Below are 20,074 nucleotides of genomic sequence, written 5' to 3'. Positions count from 1 at the left end.
GGGGCATGGAACAGCGCAGCTTCAACCGGCTCGGCCGGACCGTCGGGGCGGTCGGCCTGGGCGCCTGGCAACTCGGCGCAGACTGGGGCACCGTCAGCGAGGCCGACGCGATGGCGGTGCTCGCCGCCGCCGTGGAGGACGGGGTCACCTTCCTCGACACCGCCGACGTGTACGGCGACGGCCGCAGCGAGCAGCTGATCGGCCGCTTCCTGCGTACCCGACCCGACGCCGGGCTGACCGTCGCCACCAAGATGGGCCGTCGCGTCGAGCAGCGGCCGGAGGCGTACACCCTGGACAACTTCCGGCAGTGGACCGACAGGTCCCGGGCCAACCTGGGCATGGAAACCCTGGACCTGGTCCAGCTGCACTGCCCACCCACCGCCGTCTTCTCCTCCGACGAGGTCTTCGACGGCCTGGACACCCTCGTCGCCGAGAAGGCCGTCGCCGGGTACGGGGTCAGCGTCGAGACCTGCGACCAGGCGCTCACCGCGATCGCCCGGCCGGGGGTGGCGAGCGTACAGATCATCCTCAACGCGGTCCGCCACAAGCCCCTGGAGCGTGTCCTTCCGGCGGCCGCCGCCGCGGGGGTGGGCATCATCGCCCGGGTGCCGCTGGCCAGCGGCCTGCTCTCCGGCCGCTACGACGAGCACACCGAGTTCCCCGCCGACGACCACCGCAACTACAACAGGCACGGCGCGGCCTTCGACGTCGGGGAGACGTTCTCCGGGGTCGACTACGAGCGGGGCCTGGCCGCCGTACGCCGGCTGGCGCCGCTCGTCGACGCGGACCGCACGATGGCCCAGTTCGCCCTGCGCTGGGTGCTGGACCAGGCGGGCGTCACAGTCGTCATCCCCGGCGCCCGCGACGCGGAGCAGGCCCGGCGCAACGCCCAGGCGGCGGCCCTGTCGCCGCTCACCGACGGCCAACTGGCCGCCGTACGCGAGATCTACGACGAGCTGATCCGCCCGCAGGTGCACGACAGGTGGTGACCGGCACGCCCGGGGCGCTCGCGCCGCGCCGCCCCGAGCAGCGATGCTAGGGCGTGTGTCGAAGCCTTCGGTCCGGCGCAGGCCGGCCAGGGGCTTTGACACGCGCCCTAGACGACGGCGTGCCGCTCCGGGCGGCGGAGAGGGGATGCGATGAGGGGCTGGCTTTCGCTCACCCTCGGCCTGTTGGCCGTGGTGATCGGTGCGGTGTGGACGGTGCAGGGCCTCGGCTACGTCAGCGGCAGCGTCATGACCGACGAGAAGATCTGGGCGGTGATCGGCCCGCTCGTGGCGTTGGCCGGGCTCGTGGTGCTCTGGCTCGGCCTACGCTCGCGCCGCCGGAACTGACCCGCCGGTCCACACTGGCACCGGCCCCACCACGGGCAAAGCCCCGTATCCCGAAAGGGATACGGGGCTTCGCAACGACCCGGACCGAATCGTCCCACCGGCCGGCCGGAGCCGACCGTCTCACTCAGATGGGACGGACCTGCTCGGCCTGCGGGCCCTTCTGACCCTGTGCAATCTCGAACTCCACCCGCTGGTTCTCCTCCAGCGAGCGGTAGCCGCTGGTCTGGATGGCCGAGAAGTGGACGAACACGTCAGCACCCCCACCATCGACGGTGATGAAGCCGAAGCCCTTGTCAGCGTTGAACCACTTCACGGTTCCCTGAGCCATGTGTATCTCCTTCTAAAACTGGTGGCCGTGCACGCCGTGCGGCCAATTGGCCGTTTTCGAGCAGCGGCGTCTGAGGCGGCCCCACGAAGGAGACTTCTCTCAACCCACGCCGTCTCGCAACAGCGTGGAACAGCAAATCACGGAGGCAAAAAGTCTGTCACGACCTCTGCGACGAATTTCTCCGACATGTGACCTGACGGATGCCTCAGTTCCGCTGGGCGGCGTCGGAAGCCATGCGAAAGCCCCCTTCCCATGGATGCGGGAAGAGGGCTGACGTCGTCGGGTGGTCAGTCCGGCCAGCTGCCGGTCATCCGGCGGACGCCGACCGCCCCGCCTCGGTCCACAGCGGCCCGGACGACCGCGAAGATGGCCCCCTGCAACGCCGCGGCGGCCAGGATCTCGCCCCAGCCGCGATCCTCGTCGGTGGCGTTGGGCGCCTCACCGTCGCCCGCGGTGACCTTCCAGACCTGCCGGAAGATCGCCCCGGCCACCGTCCCCGCGGCGATACCCAACAACACGCCGACGGGCCGGTACGCGACCCTGCCGATTTTCTTGCTCACCTACGCCTCCCCCGCACGATCATCAACACCACCACTGTCGCCACCGCACCGGCGGCGACAACCGCCCACGGTACCGGGTTGCGGCGTACCAACTCGCCCTTGTCGTGCGCCTGCGCGCGCACCAACCCGCCCTTCTCGTAGGCCTGCGCCCGCGCCATCCCGGCGCCCCGCACGGCCTGCCCGCGAACCCGGGCGACGGTCTGCGCCGCCTGCTCGCGCATCCGCTCCTTCGCCTGCTCGGCGGACTCCCTGAGACGGGCCTTGACGTCGGCCTTGGCGGCCAACGCCTCCATCGTCTCGCCCAACTCGACACGGGTGCGACGGATCTCCTCGCGGAGGGCCTCCGTGTCGCCGGTCCCGTTGCCCGTCATTGCCGCCCCCTGTCCTTCACCGCGGCGGTGACGGTGTCCATGTCGGCCCGGAGGCTGCGGACCGTGGCCGCCGGCACCGGCGGGACGGCCCGACTGACCTGTTTCTTGCCCACCAGGGCGAGAACGCCGGCCACCAGGAAGCAGGCCACCGCCACGATCAGCGCGGCGGCCCAGGCGGGCAGCACCAGGTCGAGCAGCAGGATCGCCGTGGCGACGAGCGCGCCCAGGCCGAAGAACGCCAGCGCGCCGCCGCCGCCGAACAGACCGATCCCGATGCCCGCGTGCTTGCCCTTCTGGGTCAACTCCGCCCGGGCCAGCGTCAGTTCGTCCCGGATCAGGCGAGAGACCTGCTCGGTGGCCCGCTGTACCAACTCTGCGGTGGAGGGCTCGCTCCCGTTGTGGGATGTGCGGGCGTTCGCCACGTCAGCCATGCTGTCCTCCTTTCCCTATCACCGCGCTGTATGCCCGGAGTTGCCGCCCGTCAATCCTAAAACGCGACGAGCGGCCCACCGTTCCCGTTGTCCGAACGCCGCGCCGACAGACCCACTCGGCAGGCGTCAGAGATGTCCGGCAGCACATCCCCCACCCAAGCCCGAACAAACCTCTCAACCCGCCCGAGCCCACCCGGCACCCGCGTTGATCATGAGGTTAGCGGCACGACACGCCGATGGCGGCGGCAATAACCTCATGATCAACGCGGGTTACCCCGGGGGGAGGGGGGTGGGGATGGGGGTGGGGTGGGTGGGTTAGGTGCGGGCTTCTTCGGGGCCTACGAAGGCTTCGCTGCGGGCGTCGCCGTCGTCGCTGCCGCCGAAGACGCGGGCGTCGTCGGGCGCCTCGGTCTCGGACGGACGGCGTGCCGGCCGCCGCGGCTGCACCCACTGCCAGGGCAGGTTGCTGTTGGCGTCGCCCAGCTCGGTACGCAGTCGGGGCATCGCCGTCGGGCGGTTGTCCCGGATCCAGGCGACCAGGTGCTCCCGGACGAGACAGCGCAGGTCCCACAGGCTGCCCGCGTCGGCGGCGCTGACCAGAGCCCGCAACCGGACCGTCCCGCCGGTGGCGTCGGTGACCTGCAGGACGCAGACCCGCCCGTCCCACAGCTCGGTGCCCTCGACCAGGCGGCGCAACTCCTCGCGCATGGTCTGCACCGGCACCGCCCAGTCCACGTCGAACTCTGCGGTGCCGAGCACCGCCGCCTCCGTACGGGTCCAGTTCTGGAAGGGCTTGCTGGTGAAGTACGAGGTGGGCAGGATCAACCGGCGGTCGTCCCAGATCTGGACCACGACGTAGCTGAGGGTCAGCTCCTCGATCCGACCCCACTCCCCCTCCACGACGACCACGTCGTCGAGCCGGACGGCGTCGCTGAAGGCGAGCTGGAGACCGGCGAAGACGTTGCCGAGCAGGCTCTGCGCGGCGAGCGCGGCCACCACACCGACCACACCGGCCGAGGTCAGCACACCGGCGCCGATCCCACGCACGCTGGGGAACGTCATCAGCATCACACCGACGGTGAGGATGACGATCACCGCGATGGTCAGTCGGCGCAGCATCACCACCTGGGTCCGGACCCGGCGGGCGTGCCGGTTGTCCGGTACGTCGACCCGGAACCGGGCCAGCGCGGTGTCCTCCACGACGACCAGCAGGGAGGCGACCAACCAGGCGGTGGTGGCGATGACGCCGAGGACGAGCAGGTGCAGCAGCAGCCGCCGCCAGCTCTCGCCGACCGCGTACCCGGTGCTGAAGCGGACGGCGAACTGCACGGCGACGACCACGCCGGCGACCTGGAACGGGCGGTGCGCGTGGTCGGTCAATTCGGTCAACAGCAGTGATCGGCGGCCGAACCGCCGGGTGAGTCGGTGGACGATCTCCACCAGGAACAGGGCGACCGCCGCCGCGACGAACGCGGCGACGGCCGTTTCGAGGTAGTTCCGCACGGCTTCGATGCTCCCCTTCGACAAGGCGTCGGGCACTCTGGGCAAAAGCCCAAGAGTGCCCGACGGCCCGCGTATCGACCAGCTCAGACCTTGCGGTACCGGGACTGGAGGAAGCAGTAGACGCCGAAGCAAGCGATGCCCAGAGCGACAAGGGTCAGCAGGAACACGCCGTACGACTGCTCGCGCAGCGCGTGCAGGGCGGCGTCCAGACCACGGGCCTTCTCCGGGTCGTAGTTCACCGCCGCCACGATGACCAGCAGACCGGAGATGCCGTACGCGACACCCTTGGCGATGTAGCCGGCCATGCCCAGCCGGCGGGCGAGCTGGCGGGTCTTCGGGCTCATCTCGCCCTTCTTCAGGTGCTTCTCGAACCGCTTGACCGCCCCGTAGATGACCAGGCCGACACCGATCGCGGCGAGCACCAGCCCGGCCAGGCCGACAAGCCAGCGACCACCGCTGGAGGTCATCAGCTTGCCGGTCAGGGCCTCCTGCTGGTCGGCGCTGTTGGAGCCGGCGTCCTTGAACACCTTGAAGGCGGTCCAGGCGAAGTAGAGGTAGACGGTGGTCCGGCCCGCCGAGGCGAGCCGTTCGGTGACCCGCTCCTTGCCGCGCTCGGCGCGGTGCCCGACCGCCGCCTCCAGCGCCTGCCAGATCGCCATGGCGAGCAGGCCGACCGCGACGGCGATCACCAGGAACTTGCCGAGGGGCTGTGCGGAGAGGGTACGCAGCGCGCCGGACTGGTCGCCGTCGTCGGACGACGTGCCGAACGCGATCTGCAACGCCAACCAGGCGAAGAGGAGGTGGACGATGCCGTAGCCGATGAAGCCGGCCCGGGCGAGGAGTTCCAGCCACCGGCTGTCCGCCGTACGGGAGGCGGTGGCTTCGGCGCTACGGGTGAGTGACATGGCGTCACAATCTCCGATTTCGGAGATTCCCAAACGTCAGCCACCGCCGCCCGCCCAGGTCAGCTGCCCGGGTTGCGCGATACGCGGATCTTGACCTGCTGGTCGGTGACGCTGTCCAGGGTGACCGCGAAGCCGCCGGCCTCGGCGGCCTGCTGCCCCATGGTGAGGCTGAGCTGCTCCCCGGCGACCTCGACGGTCACCTGGTCACCGTCGGCGCCGACCAGCTTGGCCTCGACGCCCAGGATGGTGGCGCTCGCGTCGACACCCCGCTCGAAGGTGACCGTGCAGGCGTCCAGCCCGCAGTCGGTGGAGGCGCCCTGGGAGCTGCACCCGGCGAGCACGGCGAGGCCGAGCGCCAGACCGGCGAAGAGACCGGCGGCGCGACGGACGGGGGGAATGGGCATGGTGGCGGGTCGGTTCGTCACCTCGCCAAGAGTACGAGACGGCGGCGACGGCCCCGTCCGTTGGTGATCCACCCGCCGGCCGAGGAGGGCAGCGGGAGCACCGGCTAGGGTCCGGGACATGCCGTTCGACATCGCCCGCACCCGGGCCGCCTACCCCGCCCTGACCGAGGGATTCGTGCACTTCGACGGGGCCGGGGGCACCCAGACCGCCATCGGTGTGATCGACGCGGTCACCGATGCCATGCGGACGGCCGTCGGCAACCGCAGCGCCGCGTTCGTACCGGGTCGTCGGTCGTTGGAGCTGGTGGCCGGAGCCCGCGCGGCGGTGGCCGACCTGCTCGACGCCGACCCGGCCGGGGTGGTGCTGGGCCCGAGCGCCACCGCGCTGACGTACACCCTGGCCCGCACGCTCGGCGCGACCTGGCGCCCGGGTGACGAGGTGGTGGTGTCCCGGCTCGACCACGACGCGAACATCCGGCCGTGGGTGCAGGCCGCCGAGGCGGCCGGCGCGACGGTGCGCTGGGCCGAGGTCGACAGGCACACCGGCGAGCTGCCCGCGGCCCAGTACGCGGACCTGGTCGGCGAGCGGACCCGCCTGGTCGCGGTGACCGCCGGCAGCAACGCCATCGGCACCGTGCCGGACGTGCCGGCGATCGCCAAGACCGCGCACGCGGTCGGCGCGCTGGTCTGCGTCGACGGGGTGCACTCGGTGCCGCACGGGCCGACCGACCTGGCCTCGCTCGGCGCCGACGTGCTGGTCACCAGCGCGTACAAGTGGTCCGGGCCGCACCTGGCGGCGATGGTGGCCGACCCGGCCCGGTGGGCGGCGTTGCGCCCGGCGAAGCTGGTGCCGTCCTCCGACGCCGTGCCGGACCGGTTCGAGTACGGCACCCCGAGCTTTGCGCTGCTGGCCGGCGTGACCGCCGCGGTGGACCACCTGGCCGGGCTGGACCCGGACGCGGTCGGGGACCGGCGGGCGCGGGTGCGCGCCGGGCTGGCCGCCGCGCAGGCGCACGAGGAGGCGCTGCTGGACCGGCTGCTCGCCGGGCTGGCGCGGCGGCCCGCGATCACCGTGTACGGCTCGCCGGCGCGGCGCTGCCCCACCGTGTCGTTCCGGGTCGCCGGGATGTCGCCGGCGGCCACCCAGCAGGCGCTTGGCGACGCCGGGTTCTGCCTCTCCGTCGGCGACTACTACGCCTACGAGTACTTCCAGGTGATGGGTCTGCGCGACAGCGGCGGCGCGGTGCGGGCCAGCATCTACCACTACAACACCGCCGACGAGGTGGACCTGTTGCTCGCCGAACTGGACGCGGTGGTCGACGGTGCGGGGAGAATGGCCGGATGAGCACCCTGGTCGAGGACAACCCGGCGAAGCACCGCTTCGAGATCCTGGTGGACGACGCGCTGGCCGGCTTCACCGCGTACCTGATGCGCGGGGAGGTCCTGGTCTTCACGCACACCGAGGTGGACCGGAGCTTCCAGGGCAAGGGCGTGGGCAGCACGCTGATGCGGGGCACCCTGGACCAGGTCCGCGCCCAGGGCGCCACGGTGGTGCCGCAGTGCCCGTTCATGGCCGCGTTCATCGACAAGCACCCCGAGTACGCCGACCTGGTGGCCGACCTGCCGTAGGCGCTCGGCTCAGCGGGCCCCGGTCAACACCTCGGCGGCGGCCCGACCACTGGCCCGGGTCGCGCCGTGGGTGGCCAGGTGCACCGCACCGGTGACCACCTCGGGCACGCCCAGCTCGACCACGACCGCGTCCGGCCGGGTCGCGAGAGCCCGTCGCACGGCGGCGCGCATCCAGTCGTGGCGGTGCAGATCCCGGACCACCAGGACCAGGGGGCGGGCCTCCGCTCCGGCACCCGGGTCGGCCGGCACGTCGGGTTCGGCGTAGCGGACCGTGCTGGTGCCGGGCAGCAGCTCGCCCAAAGGCGCGCCGATGCCCCACGGGGTCTCCGCGCCGATGGCGATGTTGCGCAGCGGCTCGAACTCGACGACGTGCGCCGCGCGGGTCAACGGCAGCGCGTCCGGCGCGGTCCCGGTGGCGGTGACCCGGACGGCCCGACGGGCGGCGACGAGCCCGACGTCGGCGGCGCCGCGTGCGCCGGCCGGACCGCTGGTGCGTGCGGCCGTCGTCCAGGCGGCGAGTTGGCCGACGCGCTTGGCCGCCTCGGCGAGGCGCTCCTCGGGCAGCGCACCGGCTACGACGGCCGCCACGATGGCGTCACGCAGTTCGAGGGCCGCCTGCTCGTCGGCCCGTTCGCCGCCGATACAGATCGCGTCGGCCCCGGCGGCGAGGGCGCGGACGGTCGCCCCGGCGAAGCCGTACCGGTCGGCGACCGCGCGCATCTCCATCGCGTCGGTGACCACCACGCCGGAGAAGCCCAGCTCGTCGCGGAGCAGCCCACCCAGGATGCGCTGGCTCAGGGTGGCCGGCAGGTGCGGGTCGAGCGCCGGCACCAGCAGGTGGCCGGTCATCACCGCCTGCACCCCGGCGGCCACGGCGGCGCGGAACGGGGCCAGTTCGCAGGCGTCCAGCCGGGCCCGGTCGGCGGTGATCCGGGGCAGGTCGTGGTGGGAGTCGACGCGGGTGTCGCCGTGCCCGGGGAAGTGCTTGGCGCAGGCCGCCACGCCGCCGGCCTGGAGCCCGCGAACCCAGGCGGCGGTGTGCCGCGCGACCAACGCCGGGTCGGCGCCGAACGAGCGGACGCCGATCACCGGGTTGGCGGGGTTGGAGTTGACGTCGGCGTCCGGGGCGTAGTTGAGGGTGACCCCCGCCGCGGCCAGCTCGACGCCGAGGTCCCGGGCGACCGCCTCGGTCAGCTCGGGGTCGTCGACCACCCCGAGGGCGAAGTTGCCGGGCCGGGAGCTGCCGTGGGCCGATTCGAGTCGGGTGACGTCGCCGGCCTCCTCGTCGATCGCCACGATGACGTCCGGACGTTCGGCGCGCAGCGTCGCGGTGAGTGCCGCCACCTGCTCGGGGTCGACGACGTTGCGGGCGAAGAGCACCACCGAGCCGAGGCCCTCGCCGAGCCAGCGGCACACCCAGGGTGGCGGGGTGGTGCCGACGAACCCGGGTTGGAGGACGGCGGCGGCGAGGGCCGGGAGGTGCCCGGTGGGTGTGGTCACGCCACCGCCTCCTGGCGCTCGACGTCGATCACCGGCGTCGGTGCGCCCCCGTCGGCCCACTGGTTGCGCTCGCTCATGCGGCCCCCGTACCCCATCTCTCCCGCGCCCTCGGCGCACCGCCACCGGCAGGCGGTCATGCCATGGTCACACCGGGCGATTCAATAGTCAATAAACCTTACAGTTGCCTGGCGGCCCGCTCCCCGGGAGAGTGCGGGGATGGACCCCGCCCTGCTGGCCGACGCGACGAGCCCGGCCGACATCCCCGGCGTACGCCTGCTCGGCCTGGTGGTCGGCGCCCTGCTGCTGCTCGCCGCGATCCGGGCGATGTTCGGCAAGCGCTGAGCGTCCCGCACCGATCCCGGCCCGGCGCGCCGTGTGTGGCCGACCGCGACCGGGGTACGGCATTCCCCATCAGCAGGTCCGCGTGCCGAAGGGGAAACCATGAAGATCGGATATTTTCTGTCCAGTGAGGAGTTCACGCCGGCCGAGCTGCTGGAGCAGGCGCGCGGTGCCGAACGGGCCGGCTTCGAGGCGCTGTGGATCTCCGACCACTACCACCCCTGGGTGGACGCACAGGGCCAGAGCCCGTTCGTCTGGTCGATGATCGGCGCTCTCAGCCAGGTCTGTTCACTACCGGTGACGACCGCCGTGACCTGCCCGACGGTACGGATCCACCCGGCCGTGATCGCCCAGGCGGCGGCGACGAGCGCGGTGCTGCACGGCGGGCGCTTCGTGCTCGGCGTCGGCACCGGCGAGGCCCTCAACGAGCACATCTTCGGCGACGCCTGGCCGTCGGCCGACGTCCGGTTGGAGATGCTGGAGGAGGCCGTCGGGGTGCTGCGGGAGCTGTGGGGCGGCGGCTTCGTCAGCCACCGCGGCACGCACTACACAGTGGAGAACGCCCGGATCTACACGCTGCCCGACACCCCGCCGTCGATCTACGTCTCCGGCTTCGGCCCGAAGGCCATCGACCTGGCCGCCCGGATCGGCGACGGCTACGTGAGCACCATGCCCGACGGCGACATGGTCCGCCGCTTCCGCGAGAACGGCGGCGGCGACAAACCGTGCCAGGCCGGCTTCAAGGCGGCGTACGCCGACAGCGAGGACGAGGCCGTCCGCATCGCGTACGAGCGCTGGCCCAACGCCGGGGTGCCCGGTGAGCTGTCCCAGGTGCTGCCCTCGCCGCGGCACTTCGAGCAGGCCGCCGAGCTGGTCACGCCGGACATGGTCAAGGAGGCGTTCGTCTGCGGCAACGGCGTCGACGCGCACCTGGAGATGATCGACAAGTACGCCAAGGCCGGCTTCGACGAGGTCTACGTCGCCAACACCGGCCCGCACTACCAGGGCCTGTTCGACCTCTACCAGCGCGAGGTGCTGCCCCGGCTGCGCTGAGTCCGGGATCAGCCGAGCCGGCTACCCGGGAACATGGCCGATGCCCCGCCCATGACCGTCCGAATGTGTTTCGGCGGTCATGGGCTCGGGTACCTCCGGCCCTCGATGAAACTGTCCACGCATTCGATGACGTTGCGCCGCGCCGCCCGCAGCCTTTTCGGCTGGAAGGCGCTGCGGCCCAACCAACTGGCCGCCATGCGCGCGGTGATGAAGCGACGTGACGCTCTGGTGGTGTTGCCCACCGGCGCCGGCAAGTCGGCCATCTACCAGATCCCGGCCAGCCTGATCCCCGGCCCGACCGTGGTGATCTCCCCGCTGCTGGCTCTCCAGCAGGACCAGATCGCCTCGCTCAACGAGCGGCAGCGCCCGGAGCTGCGGGCGGTGCGGATCAGCTCGAACGAGTCGCCAAACCAACAGGCCCAGGCGATCACCGAGGTCCGCGAGGGCCGGGCGGAGTTCCTGTTCATCACGCCTGAGCAGCTGAGCAACCCGGAGCGGATGGCGGAGGTCGCGGCGCTGAAACCGGCGCTCGTGGCGATCGACGAGGCGCACTGCATCTCGGCCTGGGGGCACGACTTCCGGCCCGACTACCTGGCGCTCGGGCACCTGATCGACGGCATCGGCCGGCCGCCGGTGGTCGCGCTGACCGCCACCGCGTCCCCGCCGGTACGCGACGACATCATCGCCCGGCTGCGGCTGCGCGACCCGGAGGTGGTGGTCTCCGGGCTGGACCGGCCCAACCTGTTCATCGAGGTGGCGCACTGCCCCGCCGAGGACTACCGGTGGCGGCGGCTGATGACCCTGCTGCGCGACGAGGGACGGCCGGGGATCATCTACGTGCCGACCCGCCGCGCGGCCGAGGAGTTGGCCACCCGGCTGACCGACGCCGGCTTCCCGGCGCAGTTCTACCACGGTGGGATGCCGGCCGGCGCGCGCGCGGACCTGCACGAGGCGTTCCTCGCCGACCAGGTCCCCATCATGGTGGCGACCTCGGCGTTCGGCATGGGCATCGACAAGCCGAATATCGCCTGGGTGGTGCACATGGCACTGCCCGACTCACCGGACAGCTACTTCCAGGAGATCGGCCGGGCCGGCCGCGACGGGCAACCGGCCCGGGTGCTGCTGCTCTGGCGGGCCGAGGACGTCGGCCTGCAACGCTTCTTCAGCGGCGGCCTGCCGGACGCGGACGAGCTGCGGGACCTGGCCGCGCTGCTGCGGCGCAAGCCGGCCACCAAGACCGAGCTGCGCGAGACCACCGGCCTCGGGCCGCGCAAGCTGGGCCAGTATCTCTCCCTGCTGGAGCAGATCGGCGCGGCCGAGCCGCGGGCCCGGCAGCGCATTGGCGCACCGCGCTACTCCCCCGACCCGACCGAGGCCGCCGCGGCGGCGTTGGCCGAGGCGGAGCGGCAGCAGACGGTGACCCGCTCCCGCACCGACATGATGCGGGCCTTCGCCGAGACCAACTCCTGTCGGATGCAGACCCTGCTGGCCTACTTCGGTGAGCAGATGACCGAGGTCTGCGGGCACTGCGACAACTGCCACGCCGGCACCAGCGTCGCCGACCAGGGCGCGGTCGGGCCGTTCCCGGTGCACAGCCACGTGCGCCACCCGGAGTGGGGGCCCGGCATGGTGCTCTCCTACGAGGAGGACAAGATGACGGTCCTCTTCGAGGAGGTCGGGTACAAGACGTTGTCGGTGCGCGTGGTGTCCGAACAGGGCCTGCTGACCCTGGACTAGCCTGACCCGGGCACCGGTTCCGGGCCCGGTGGATCGACAAGCAGAGCATCGATTGACCAAGCAGAGCAGGGCGGAAGGGGCGTTGTCGTGATCGAGCAGCCGGCGTACACCGGGTTCGGTTTCTCCGACGGGGAGTGGGGGTTGCTTGTCGGCCTGCCGCAGTCGGTGCTGACCGCGGCGAGCGCCGCCGAGTCCGACGGCACCCGCCGGACCATGGCGGAGAACGCGGCCGGGCTGGAGACCATCGCCGCCGGCCGGGAGTCGGCCAGCCCGCTGGTCGCCGCCGTGGCCGGCGAGATCGTCACCCGGGTCGGTGACCCGGACACGGGCGAGGAGTTGCCGGCCATCGCGCCCGCCGACCCGGGGGCGTACATCGACGACGTACTGCTGCGGGCCGGCGAGGCCGGCGCGTTGCTGGCCGCGCGGGTCGACGAGGGTGAGGCCGGCGCGTACAAGCACTGGCTCGTGAAGATCGCCGAGCAGGTGGTGGGCGCCGCGTCCAGCGGTGGGCTGCTGGGCATCGGCGGCGAGTCGGTCAGCGACTCCGAGCGGCGCTTCCGCGACCGGCTCGCGCACGTGCTCACCGACTGACCGACGACAACGAGGCATCGGCCGGACCGGCCGGCTCGGCGGCGAGCGCCGTGGGGTCGGCCGGCTGGACGCCGCGCAGCGTGACCAGGGCGGTCACCGCGCCCGCCACCATCGCCACCATCGCGGCCATCGCGGCCAGGTGCATCCCGTCGGTGAACGCGAACCGGGCCGCGTGCAACACCACGTCGCGCAGGTCGGCGGGGAGCCCCTCGGCCACCGCCAGCGCACCGCCCAACGTCTCCCGCGCCGTGTCGCGGGCGTCCGCCGGCAGCCCGGCGGGCAGCCCGTCCAGGACCTCACGCCGGTAGACCGCCGCGCCCACGCTGCCGAGGATCGCCATGCCCAGCGCGCCGCCCAGTTCGCTGCTGGACTCGGTGAGCGCCGACGCGACACCCGCCTGCTCGGGCGGCGCCGCGCCGAGGACCAGCTCGGTGACGAGCGACATCACCATCACCAGGCCACCCGCGTAGACGCTCGCGCCGACGAGCAGCACCCACAGCGCCGAGTCCGGCGTGACCTGGGTCAGCAGCACGAAACCGAGCACGGCGATCGCGAACCCCGCGCCGATCAGGTACGCCCGCTCGACCCGCCGGGCGAGCACGGCGGCGGCCGGCGCGACCCCGCCCACGGCGAGCGACGGCACCAGGCTCCACAGTGCCGCGCGCAGCGGGCTCAGGCCGAGCACCAACTGGAGGTGCTGGGTGGTGAAGATGGCGAAGCCGACGATGGCGAACATCGCCAGCAGGTTGACCGCGAGCGACCCGGCGAAGCCAGGGCGGCGGAACAACCCAAGGTCGATCATCGGGTACGCCCGGGTCCGCTGCCGGTGCAGGAACAGCGCGCCCACCAGCAGGCCGGCCACGATGACGAGCACCCGCGGCGCGGTGACGCCGTCGCGGGCCATCTCCTTGATGCCGTAGATCACCGGCAGTAGCGCGCCGAGCGACAGCGCGGCGCTCAGCAGGTCGAACCGCCCGGTGCTCGGGTGGCGGAACTCGGGCACCAGGAGCGGGACGAGCAGGAGCAGCATCAGCATCGCCGGGATGTTGATCAGGAAGATCGAGCCCCACCAGAAGTGCTCCAGCAGGATGCCGCTGAGCACCGGCCCGATCGCGATGCCGCCGGTGAGGGTGGCGGTCCAGATGCCGATCGCGGTGCCGCGCTGCTTGACGTCGTGGAACATGTTGCGCACCAGGGCGAGCGTGGAGGGCATCAGGGTGGCCCCGCCGACGCCGAGCACGGCGCGCGCGGCGATGAGCGTGGCCGCGCTGTCGGCGTACGCGGCGAGCAGTGACGCCGCCCCGAACGCGGTGGCGCCGATGAGCAGGAGCCGGCGGCGGCCGATGCGGTCACCGAGAGCGCCCATGGTGATGAGCAGCCCGGCCAGCACGAAGCCGTAGATGTCGAAGATCCAGAGCTGCTGGGTGCCGGTGGGCCGCAACTCCGCGCTGATGAACGGGACGGCGAAGTAGAGCACCGACACATCCATCGAGACCAGGAGCAGCGGCAACATCAGCACCGTGAGCCCGATCCACTCCCGCCGACCCGCCCGCGGCACCGGTGTGGTGGTGATCGTCATGATCAGTTTCCCCTCTGCGTATGTCGTACGCTGTTATGCGTAGACCATACGCAGAACTAGGATGGCAAGGCAAGGAGGACATGTGGCGGCGAAGACAGACGAGAGCGATCCGGTGCTCCCACCGGCCATCGAGAGCGCGTGGGGGCTGCGGGAACGACCACCCAAGGGCCCTCGGCCGGGAATGAGCGTGCCCGCCATCGTGGACGCCGCCGTCCGGGTGGCCGACGCCGACGGCCTGGCTGCCGTCTCGATGAGCCGGGTGGCGAAGGAGCTGGGCGCCGCGACCATGGCCCTCTACCGGTACGTCGGCTCGAAGGACGAGCTGCTGCTCCTCATGGTCGACGCCGGTTACGGCCCGTCGCCCGGCCCGCCCCCGCCGGAGACCGACTGGCGCGCCGGGCTGACCCGGTGGGCCTGGGCCGAACACGACGTGCTGCGGCAACGATTCTGGCTGCTGCACGTGCCCATCACCGGCCCGCCGATCACCCCGCAGCAGCTCGGCTGGATGGAGGACGGGCTGCGCTGCCTCGACGGCACCGCGCTCACCGAGGGCGAGAAGATGTCGACGCTGCTGTTGCTCACCGGGTACGTCCGCAACGAGGCCACCCTCGCGTCCCAGATCGCCGAGGGCAGTCGGGCGACAGGCGCCGACCCGAGCGAGATGATGCCGGCGTACGGCCGGCTGGTGGCCCGACTCATCGACTCGACTCGCTTCCCGGCACTACAACGGGTGCTGGCCGCCGGGGTGCTCAACCAGGACGACGACCCCGACGACGAGTTCGTCTTCGGCCTGGATCGGATCCTCGACGGCGTCGAGGCGCTGATCCAGCGTCGAGCGGACTGAGGGAGTCCGATGCTGCCGAGAGACACCATCGACACCACCGTCCTGCCACCGGGCGAACGGTTCGGCATGTGGCTGGACCTGGTGGCGCGCACCTCGGCACCGCTGCGCATCCGGTCCGCGCACAACGGCGACCGCAGCGAGATCCTGGCCGGCGAGTTCACCTTCTACGACGCGTCCCGGCCGCACGACGTGTGCCGCCACGCGACCGAGCCGGAGCGGGACCAGGCCACCTCGATCATCACGATGATCCCGCACGCGGCGCTGCCGCTGCCACCACAGCGGATGGCCGCCCTCTACGGCGGCCGGATGTCCGGCAGCGAGGGCATCGGGGCGCTGCTGGCGCAGTTTCTGCTCCAGGTGACCGGGCACCCCGAGCAGTACCACGCCGCCGACGCCAGCCGGCTCGGCGCGGTGGGGCTCGACCTGGCCACCACGATGCTCGGCCGGCACCTCGTCGCCGACGCCCACCACATCTCGGTGCGGTCCCTGCACCGGTTGTTCGAGGCCGAGGACACCACTGTGGCGTCGTACGTCCGGGATCTGCGGCTGGCCCGGTGCCGGCGCGACCTGACCGACCCGGCGCTGCGCAGTCTGCCCGTGCAGGCCGTCGCGGCGCGGTGGGGGTTTCCCGACAAGGCGCACTTCAGCCGGGCGTTCCGGGCCACGTACGGCATCACCCCACAGGAACACCGCGACGGTGGCTCGGATTTGGCGCGGATCCTCAACCGCCAGGCATCCACGGTCAACTCGCTGCCGGCAGACTGACACCAACGCGGCCGGCCGACGCCAGGTGGGCCGCCAACGGGGGCCGTGGCGAGGCGCCCGCCGCGTGAGCGGCGGGCGGCCGCCCGGTGATGCCGAGGCTCCGGCCCCGTCGCGCGCATCCCCCCAAAATCGCCGACGGGGTCGGTCAGGCTTTCTCCAGCAACTCCAGGACCACCCGCTCGGCCTCCTCACGGGGCGCCCCCGGACCCACCGACGCCACCACTCCGTCGTGGTACAGGTCGACCACCCGCGGGTCCACGTACGACGCCCGAGCCACCGTCGGGGTGTTGCCCAGCAGCTCGGCCACCTCGCGCATCACGGCGACCACCGCCTTGCGCCGGGCCGTCACCGAGCGGCCCGGGCCGGCGGTGGCCAACTCGGTGGCAGCGAGCACCGTGGCGTGCCAGGTGCGGAAGTCCTTGGCGGTCATCTCCCCGCCGCTGGCGTCCCGCAGGTAGCCGTTGACCTCGTCGCTGCGCACGTCGCGCCAATCCCGGCCGTCCCAGTAGCCGAACAGCCGATCCGCCCGTCGCCGACGACGGCGCAGATTGGCCAACACCTGGCACAGCTCCGGGTCCTCGATCCGGCGTACCTGTTCGATGCCACCCTTGGCCGGAAACACCAGGACCACGCAGCCGCGTCGGGACCGGGCGTGCTCGGGGCGCAACGTGGACACCCCGTACGTCGGGTCGTCGCCCGCCGCGTACTGGTCGCTGCCGACCCGGAACATGCCCATGTCCAACAGTCGGGCCACCGTGGCCAGCACCCGGTCCCGGCCCAGCCCACGGCCGTCCAGGTCACGGCCCACCCGCTCGCGCAGCACCGGCAGCCGTCGGGCCACCTCCAGCATGCGGTCGAACTTCGCCTCGTCCTGCTGCTCCCGCCACTGCGGGTGGTAGACGTACTGCTTGCGCCCGGCCGCGTCGATCCCGATCGCCTGGATGTGGCCGTTCGCGTGCGGCGCGATCCACACGTTCTGCCAGGCCGGAGGGATGACCAGCTCCCGCAGCCGGGCCAGCGTCTCCGGATCCCGGACCGGAGCACCGGTCGGGTCGACGAAGAGCCAGCCCCGACCGCGCCGACGCCGCCCGTACCCCGGTCGACCCGGGTCGCTACGCCGCAACCGCACCGGAGACCCGCACCACCTTGTCCACCTCGGCCACGGCGGCCAGCACCTCGTCGAGGCGCAGAGCCACCATCGTCGGGTGGCTTCCTACCCCGTCCCACCCCGGCCAATCGCCCTCGCCGGCCCAGAGCACCCGGTGCCGGGGCCGGTCCACCGGCGGCCCCCAGCGCGCCGGCGGCACCGGCCCGAAGAGGACCACCGACGCGGTGCCGAACCCGGTGGCCAGGTGAGCCACCCCGGTGTCCCCGCTGACCACCAACCGGGCGTTGGCCACCACCGCGGCGAGCCCCCCGAGGTCGGTCCGGCCGGCCAGCACGGCGTCGGGCGGCAGGCCGGCCGCGTCGGCCACCCGGGTCGCCAGCGCCCGTTCGTCGGCCGAGCCGGTGAGCAGGACCCGATGCCCCTGGTCGGTGAGCGTCCGGGCCAGCGCGGCGAACCGCTCGGCGGGCCACCTCTTCGCAGGGACCTTGCTGCCGGGATGCAGCACTGTGACGCCGGTGGGCAGCCCGGCCGACCCGGGCCGGCGCAGACCGAGGTCGGTGCGATCGGCCGCGATGTCGTACCAGGACAGCAGCCGGCACCACCTGTCCACCTCGTGCTCGTCGACGGACCACCCCGGGCCGTCGACAAAGCCGGCCTCGGCGTTGGCGAAGGCCAGCAGCCGGCCCGGCCGGGTGGCCGCCAGCACCAGGTGCGACCGCGGGCCGCGGCCGTGCAGGTTGACCGCCACCGACACCGCCGACCCGGCCCGCGGGGGCCGATCCAGACCGGCGGTGTCGACCAGCCGGTCGACGCCGCCGACCAGGTCGACAAGCGGCGCCAGCCAGGCGGGCGCGGCGAGCGCCAACTCCCCACCGGGGTACGCGGCCCGCAGCGCCCGCAGCGCGGGCGCCGCGGTGAGCAGGTCGCCGACGCCGAGCGCCCGCAGCACGAGGATCACGGGTACGAGGTCTCCTGCTCGGCGCAGACCACCAGTTCCCGCACCGCGCAGCCGGGCGGCTGGTGGAGCGCGAACATGACCGCGGCGGCCGTGTCGGCGGGATCGTTGAGGATCGCGTCGGGCCCCGGCTTGTACTGCGGGTCGCGCTCGTCGAAGAACGACGTACGCATCCCGCCCGGGATGAGCAGCGTGACGCCTACCTGCCCGGCGAGCTCGGCGGCGAGGGCGCGGGTGAAGCCCACCACGCCGAACTTCGCCGCGCAGTAGGCGGTGGCGTCACTGACCGCCTTGACGCCGAGCGTGGAGGCGACAGTGACGATGCGGCCCCGCGACGTGAGCAGGAACGGCAGGGCGGCCCGGATCACCGCCGCGGTGGCGAGCAGATCCACGGCGATGATCCGGTCCCAGGTCTCCCCCGGCACGTCGGCCAGTCGACCCGGCACGTCCGTGCCGGCGGCGGTGACCACCGCGTCCAGGCCGCCGGCCTGCTCGGCGAGGTGCTGGGTGGCCACCTCGGCGGCCCGGGTGTCGGCCAGGTCGCACTCGGTCCAGGACACCCCGTCGGCCGGCGGCTGCCGGTCCAGCACGATGGGCCGACCGCCGGAGGCGGCCACCGCGGCGACCACCGCCGCGCCGAGCCCGCTCGCGCCGCCGGTGACCAGGACGGTGGGCCCGGCGCCGGGCCGCGCGCCGGTCATCGGGTGCGCTCCCCGATGGAGCGAACGATCAGATCGGTGGTGGAACGACCGTCGAGATACGGCACCACCACCGTGTTCCCACCCCACCGGCGCAGGACCTCCGCCTCCGGCAGGGTGACGGCGGCGTCGCCACCGCCGGTGGCGTAGTCACCACCCTTGACCCAGATGTCCGGTCGGACCCAGGACAACGCCGCGTCCGGGGTCGGCTCGTCGAAGATGAGCACCGCGTCGACGCAGCTCAGGGCGGCCAGCAGCCGACTGCGGTCACCCTCGGACATCACCGGTCGATCCGGCCCCTTCAGTCCGGCCACGCTGGCGTCCGAGTTCACGCACACGATCAGGCAGTCACCGAGCTGCCGGGCCGCCTGGAGGGTGGCCACGTGCCCGGCGTGCAGCAGGTCGAAGCAGCCGCCGGTGGCCACCACCGTGCCGCCCGCGGCCCGTACCTCGCCGAGGAGCGTCGCGACCGCCGCGACGCCCACCCGGTCACCGCCCGGACCGGCGAAGCTCGTCGGCGTCTGACGCACCGGCGGTGGCAGCGCCGCCGCCACTCCCCCACCGGCCACGTACGCGGACGCCTCGGCGACCGCCGCCTGCACCGCCTCGGAGACCAGCGCGCCCTCGGCCAACGCGAGGCTGGCGGCGGCCGCGAACCGGTCGCCAGCCCCGCACGTGTCGCCCTCGGCGCTGCCCGGGGTCGGCACCACAAGCGGTGTCGACCCGGCGTGGCAGAGCAGCGCGCCGTCCCCGCCGAGCGTCACCGCTACCGCGCCGGCGCGCCAGCGTCGCCGCAGCCCCTGGGCGCCACGCGACGCGGCGGCCAGCCGGGAGGCGCCGGGCAGGGCGGGGACCAGTTCACGCATCTCCGACTCGTTCGGAGTGGCCAGGTGCACCCCGGGGACGGCCGCCGGGCCGCGCGGGTGCGGGTCCCACACCACCGGCGCGCGGGTGGCGGCCAACGCCTGGCGCAGCGCCGGCTGCCGGGCCACCCCCCGGCCGTAGTCGCTGACCAGCACCGCGGACGCCGCCCCGATCACCCGGAGCACCTCGTCGGAGGGCTGCCCCGGCTCCCCGGACGTGCCGCCCCGGTCGTGGCGCAGCAGCACCCGACCCCGGGCCCGCAGCCGGATCTTCTCCGGTGTCGCACCGGACAGGGCCAGCGGATACACCCGCACGCCGGCCGCGGCGAGCAGCGCGCTCAGGCGGGCCCCGCCGGCGTCGTCGGCGAGCGCGGTCACCAGCACCACCTCGGCGCCCTGCGCGGCGGCGAACACCGCCGCCAGACCGGCGCCACCCGGTCGGTCGCTGGCGGCGGTCTCGTCCAGGACCGGCACCGGGGAGTCCGGACAGAGCCGGTTCACCACCCCTTCCACGTCCCGGTCGAGCAGGGTGTCGCCGAGCACCACCACCGGTCCTCTCACGCTTGCCTCCCCATCG

At 72.9% G+C, this 20,074-nt stretch carries 24 protein-coding genes; 10 read left to right on the top strand and 14 right to left on the bottom strand.

The annotated features are described in order from the left end of the window. The first annotated feature begins 5 nt into the window (after positions 1-5). Complete coding sequence (locus tag ACGFH8_RS16290; protein WP_393367676.1) at positions 6-989, top strand: aldo/keto reductase; 984 nt, start codon at positions 6-8, stop codon at positions 987-989. Positions 990-1,139: 150 nt separating this feature from the next. Further along, positions 1,140-1,334: a hypothetical protein gene (locus tag ACGFH8_RS16285; RefSeq protein WP_387194818.1), complete on the top strand. Its 195-nt coding sequence runs from the start codon at positions 1,140-1,142 to the stop codon at positions 1,332-1,334. A 124-nt stretch (positions 1,335-1,458) separates the two neighbouring features. Here the strand turns inward: ACGFH8_RS16285 and ACGFH8_RS16280 are convergent, their stop codons facing one another. From ACGFH8_RS16280 to ACGFH8_RS16250, 7 genes are all read right to left on the bottom strand, one after another. After that, positions 1,459-1,662: a cold-shock protein gene (locus ACGFH8_RS16280; RefSeq protein WP_030338233.1), complete on the bottom strand. Its 204-nt coding sequence runs from the start codon at positions 1,660-1,662 to the stop codon at positions 1,459-1,461. A 287-nt stretch (positions 1,663-1,949) separates the two neighbouring features. Next, entirely contained in the window at positions 1,950-2,222 is a 273-nt protein-coding gene (locus ACGFH8_RS16275) for a DUF4235 domain-containing protein (RefSeq protein ID WP_357202603.1), read from the bottom strand. Further along, on the bottom strand, positions 2,219-2,593 hold the full coding sequence (locus ACGFH8_RS16270; RefSeq protein ID WP_393367674.1) for a DUF3618 domain-containing protein: 375 nt from the start codon (positions 2,591-2,593) through the stop codon (positions 2,219-2,221). The genes ACGFH8_RS16275 and ACGFH8_RS16270 overlap by 4 nt, the downstream gene beginning before the upstream one ends. Further along, positions 2,590-3,024, bottom strand: a complete 435-nt coding sequence (locus ACGFH8_RS16265; protein ID WP_393367672.1) for a phage holin family protein — start codon at positions 3,022-3,024, stop codon at positions 2,590-2,592. The genes ACGFH8_RS16270 and ACGFH8_RS16265 overlap by 4 nt, the downstream gene beginning before the upstream one ends. A 315-nt stretch (positions 3,025-3,339) precedes the next feature. Then, positions 3,340-4,527 (bottom strand): mechanosensitive ion channel family protein, encoded by a 1,188-nt coding sequence (locus tag ACGFH8_RS16260; RefSeq protein ID WP_393367671.1) that lies wholly within the window; start codon positions 4,525-4,527, stop codon positions 3,340-3,342. An 83-nt stretch (positions 4,528-4,610) separates the two neighbouring features. Next, the gene (locus ACGFH8_RS16255) at positions 4,611-5,432 is read right to left on the bottom strand and encodes a DUF1206 domain-containing protein (RefSeq protein WP_393367669.1); all 822 of its coding nucleotides are present in this window, start codon (positions 5,430-5,432) and stop codon (positions 4,611-4,613) included. 59 nt (positions 5,433-5,491) lie between these two features. After that, on the bottom strand, positions 5,492-5,857 hold the full coding sequence (locus ACGFH8_RS16250) for a hypothetical protein (RefSeq protein WP_393367667.1): 366 nt from the start codon (positions 5,855-5,857) through the stop codon (positions 5,492-5,494). A gap of 97 nt (positions 5,858-5,954) precedes the next feature. On the opposite strand from ACGFH8_RS16250, the gene ACGFH8_RS16245 reads away from it, so the two are divergent. Together ACGFH8_RS16245 and ACGFH8_RS16240 are read left to right on the top strand one after the other, a co-directional pair. Further along, positions 5,955-7,181: a cysteine desulfurase-like protein gene (locus ACGFH8_RS16245; RefSeq protein WP_393367665.1), complete on the top strand. Its 1,227-nt coding sequence runs from the start codon at positions 5,955-5,957 to the stop codon at positions 7,179-7,181. Then, positions 7,178-7,465 (top strand): GNAT family N-acetyltransferase, encoded by a 288-nt coding sequence (locus ACGFH8_RS16240; RefSeq protein ID WP_393367663.1) that lies wholly within the window; start codon positions 7,178-7,180, stop codon positions 7,463-7,465. Before ACGFH8_RS16245 ends, ACGFH8_RS16240 begins: the two co-directional genes overlap by 4 nt. A gap of 9 nt (positions 7,466-7,474) precedes the next feature. On the opposite strand, the gene ACGFH8_RS16235 is transcribed toward ACGFH8_RS16240, so the two are convergent. Further along, on the bottom strand, positions 7,475-8,965 hold the full coding sequence (locus ACGFH8_RS16235; RefSeq protein ID WP_393367661.1) for a glycoside hydrolase family 3 protein: 1,491 nt from the start codon (positions 8,963-8,965) through the stop codon (positions 7,475-7,477). Continuing rightward, complete coding sequence (locus tag ACGFH8_RS16230) at positions 8,962-9,102, bottom strand: hypothetical protein (protein WP_393367660.1); 141 nt, start codon at positions 9,100-9,102, stop codon at positions 8,962-8,964. Before ACGFH8_RS16230 ends, ACGFH8_RS16235 begins: the two co-directional genes overlap by 4 nt. Before the next feature lie 79 nt (positions 9,103-9,181). On the opposite strand from ACGFH8_RS16230, the gene ACGFH8_RS16225 reads away from it, so the two are divergent. The 4 genes from ACGFH8_RS16225 (at position 9,182) to ACGFH8_RS16210 (ending at position 12,685) form a co-directional block, all read left to right on the top strand. Then, positions 9,182-9,307, top strand: a complete 126-nt coding sequence (locus ACGFH8_RS16225; protein WP_334628212.1) for a hypothetical protein — start codon at positions 9,182-9,184, stop codon at positions 9,305-9,307. 99 nt (positions 9,308-9,406) lie between these two features. Next, positions 9,407-10,357: a TIGR03557 family F420-dependent LLM class oxidoreductase gene (locus ACGFH8_RS16220; RefSeq protein WP_393367658.1), complete on the top strand. Its 951-nt coding sequence runs from the start codon at positions 9,407-9,409 to the stop codon at positions 10,355-10,357. A 105-nt stretch (positions 10,358-10,462) separates the two neighbouring features. After that, positions 10,463-12,094, top strand: coding sequence for a RecQ family ATP-dependent DNA helicase (locus ACGFH8_RS16215; RefSeq protein WP_393367656.1), 1,632 nt, complete (start codon positions 10,463-10,465; stop codon positions 12,092-12,094). Positions 12,095-12,181: 87 nt separating this feature from the next. Next, positions 12,182-12,685, top strand: coding sequence for a hypothetical protein (locus ACGFH8_RS16210; protein WP_387175506.1), 504 nt, complete (start codon positions 12,182-12,184; stop codon positions 12,683-12,685). On the opposite strand, the gene ACGFH8_RS16205 is transcribed toward ACGFH8_RS16210, so the two are convergent. Continuing rightward, positions 12,675-14,264 (bottom strand): MFS transporter, encoded by a 1,590-nt coding sequence (locus tag ACGFH8_RS16205; protein WP_393367654.1) that lies wholly within the window; start codon positions 14,262-14,264, stop codon positions 12,675-12,677. The two genes, ACGFH8_RS16210 and ACGFH8_RS16205, sit on opposite strands and share 11 nt — an antisense overlap. Positions 14,265-14,346: 82 nt before the next feature. On the opposite strand from ACGFH8_RS16205, the gene ACGFH8_RS16200 reads away from it, so the two are divergent. Together ACGFH8_RS16200 and ACGFH8_RS16195 are read left to right on the top strand one after the other, a co-directional pair. Continuing rightward, the gene (locus ACGFH8_RS16200) at positions 14,347-15,108 is read left to right on the top strand and encodes a TetR/AcrR family transcriptional regulator (protein WP_393367652.1); all 762 of its coding nucleotides are present in this window, start codon (positions 14,347-14,349) and stop codon (positions 15,106-15,108) included. A 9-nt stretch (positions 15,109-15,117) separates the two neighbouring features. Beyond that, entirely contained in the window at positions 15,118-15,873 is a 756-nt protein-coding gene (locus ACGFH8_RS16195; protein ID WP_393367650.1) for a helix-turn-helix domain-containing protein, read from the top strand. A gap of 145 nt (positions 15,874-16,018) precedes the next feature. On the opposite strand, the gene ACGFH8_RS16190 is transcribed toward ACGFH8_RS16195, so the two are convergent. Genes ACGFH8_RS16190 through ACGFH8_RS16175 form a run of 4 tightly spaced genes read right to left on the bottom strand, consistent with a single transcriptional unit; the run spans position 16,019 to position 20,058 of the window. Next, a complete protein-coding gene (locus ACGFH8_RS16190) occupies positions 16,019-17,002 on the bottom strand; it encodes a DNA topoisomerase IB (RefSeq protein WP_393367649.1) in 984 nt (327 codons plus the stop codon). Then, a complete protein-coding gene (locus tag ACGFH8_RS16185) occupies positions 16,986-17,939 on the bottom strand; it encodes a glycosyltransferase family 9 protein (RefSeq protein WP_393367647.1) in 954 nt (317 codons plus the stop codon). Before ACGFH8_RS16185 ends, ACGFH8_RS16190 begins: the two co-directional genes overlap by 17 nt. Continuing rightward, a complete protein-coding gene (locus ACGFH8_RS16180) occupies positions 17,936-18,637 on the bottom strand; it encodes an SDR family oxidoreductase (RefSeq protein ID WP_393367645.1) in 702 nt (233 codons plus the stop codon). The genes ACGFH8_RS16185 and ACGFH8_RS16180 overlap by 4 nt, the downstream gene beginning before the upstream one ends. Next, positions 18,634-20,058: a PfkB family carbohydrate kinase gene (locus ACGFH8_RS16175; protein WP_393367643.1), complete on the bottom strand. Its 1,425-nt coding sequence runs from the start codon at positions 20,056-20,058 to the stop codon at positions 18,634-18,636. The genes ACGFH8_RS16180 and ACGFH8_RS16175 overlap by 4 nt, the downstream gene beginning before the upstream one ends. Positions 20,059-20,074 lie beyond the last annotated feature (16 nt).

Source organism: Micromonospora sp. NPDC049175, from assembly GCF_043197345.1.
Lineage (GTDB): Bacteria > Actinomycetota > Actinomycetes > Mycobacteriales > Micromonosporaceae > Micromonospora.
The sequence above is the reverse complement of the archived record's forward strand: the minus strand, read 5'-3'. Positions and strand labels throughout refer to the sequence as shown.

Coding starts and splice junctions, on each gene's coding strand:
- ACGFH8_RS16180 (WP_393367645.1), bottom strand. CDS start 18,637: ATGACCGGCGCGCGGCCCGGCGCCGGGCCCACCGTCCTGGTCACCGGC.
- ACGFH8_RS16205 (WP_393367654.1), bottom strand. CDS start 14,264: ATGACGATCACCACCACACCGGTGCCGCGGGCGGGTCGGCGGGAGTGG.
- ACGFH8_RS16265 (WP_393367672.1), bottom strand. CDS start 3,024: ATGGCTGACGTGGCGAACGCCCGCACATCCCACAACGGGAGCGAGCCC.
- ACGFH8_RS16220 (WP_393367658.1), top strand. CDS start 9,407: ATGAAGATCGGATATTTTCTGTCCAGTGAGGAGTTCACGCCGGCCGAG.
- ACGFH8_RS16240 (WP_393367663.1), top strand. CDS start 7,178: ATGAGCACCCTGGTCGAGGACAACCCGGCGAAGCACCGCTTCGAGATC.
- ACGFH8_RS16230 (WP_393367660.1), bottom strand. CDS start 9,102: ATGACCGCCTGCCGGTGGCGGTGCGCCGAGGGCGCGGGAGAGATGGGG.
- ACGFH8_RS16255 (WP_393367669.1), bottom strand. CDS start 5,432: ATGTCACTCACCCGTAGCGCCGAAGCCACCGCCTCCCGTACGGCGGAC.
- ACGFH8_RS16245 (WP_393367665.1), top strand. CDS start 5,955: ATGCCGTTCGACATCGCCCGCACCCGGGCCGCCTACCCCGCCCTGACC.
- ACGFH8_RS16285 (WP_387194818.1), top strand. CDS start 1,140: ATGAGGGGCTGGCTTTCGCTCACCCTCGGCCTGTTGGCCGTGGTGATC.
- ACGFH8_RS16215 (WP_393367656.1), top strand. CDS start 10,463: ATGAAACTGTCCACGCATTCGATGACGTTGCGCCGCGCCGCCCGCAGC.
- ACGFH8_RS16290 (WP_393367676.1), top strand. CDS start 6: ATGGAACAGCGCAGCTTCAACCGGCTCGGCCGGACCGTCGGGGCGGTC.
- ACGFH8_RS16280 (WP_030338233.1), bottom strand. CDS start 1,662: ATGGCTCAGGGAACCGTGAAGTGGTTCAACGCTGACAAGGGCTTCGGC.
- ACGFH8_RS16270 (WP_393367674.1), bottom strand. CDS start 2,593: ATGACGGGCAACGGGACCGGCGACACGGAGGCCCTCCGCGAGGAGATC.
- ACGFH8_RS16225 (WP_334628212.1), top strand. CDS start 9,182: ATGGACCCCGCCCTGCTGGCCGACGCGACGAGCCCGGCCGACATCCCC.
- ACGFH8_RS16195 (WP_393367650.1), top strand. CDS start 15,118: ATGCTGCCGAGAGACACCATCGACACCACCGTCCTGCCACCGGGCGAA.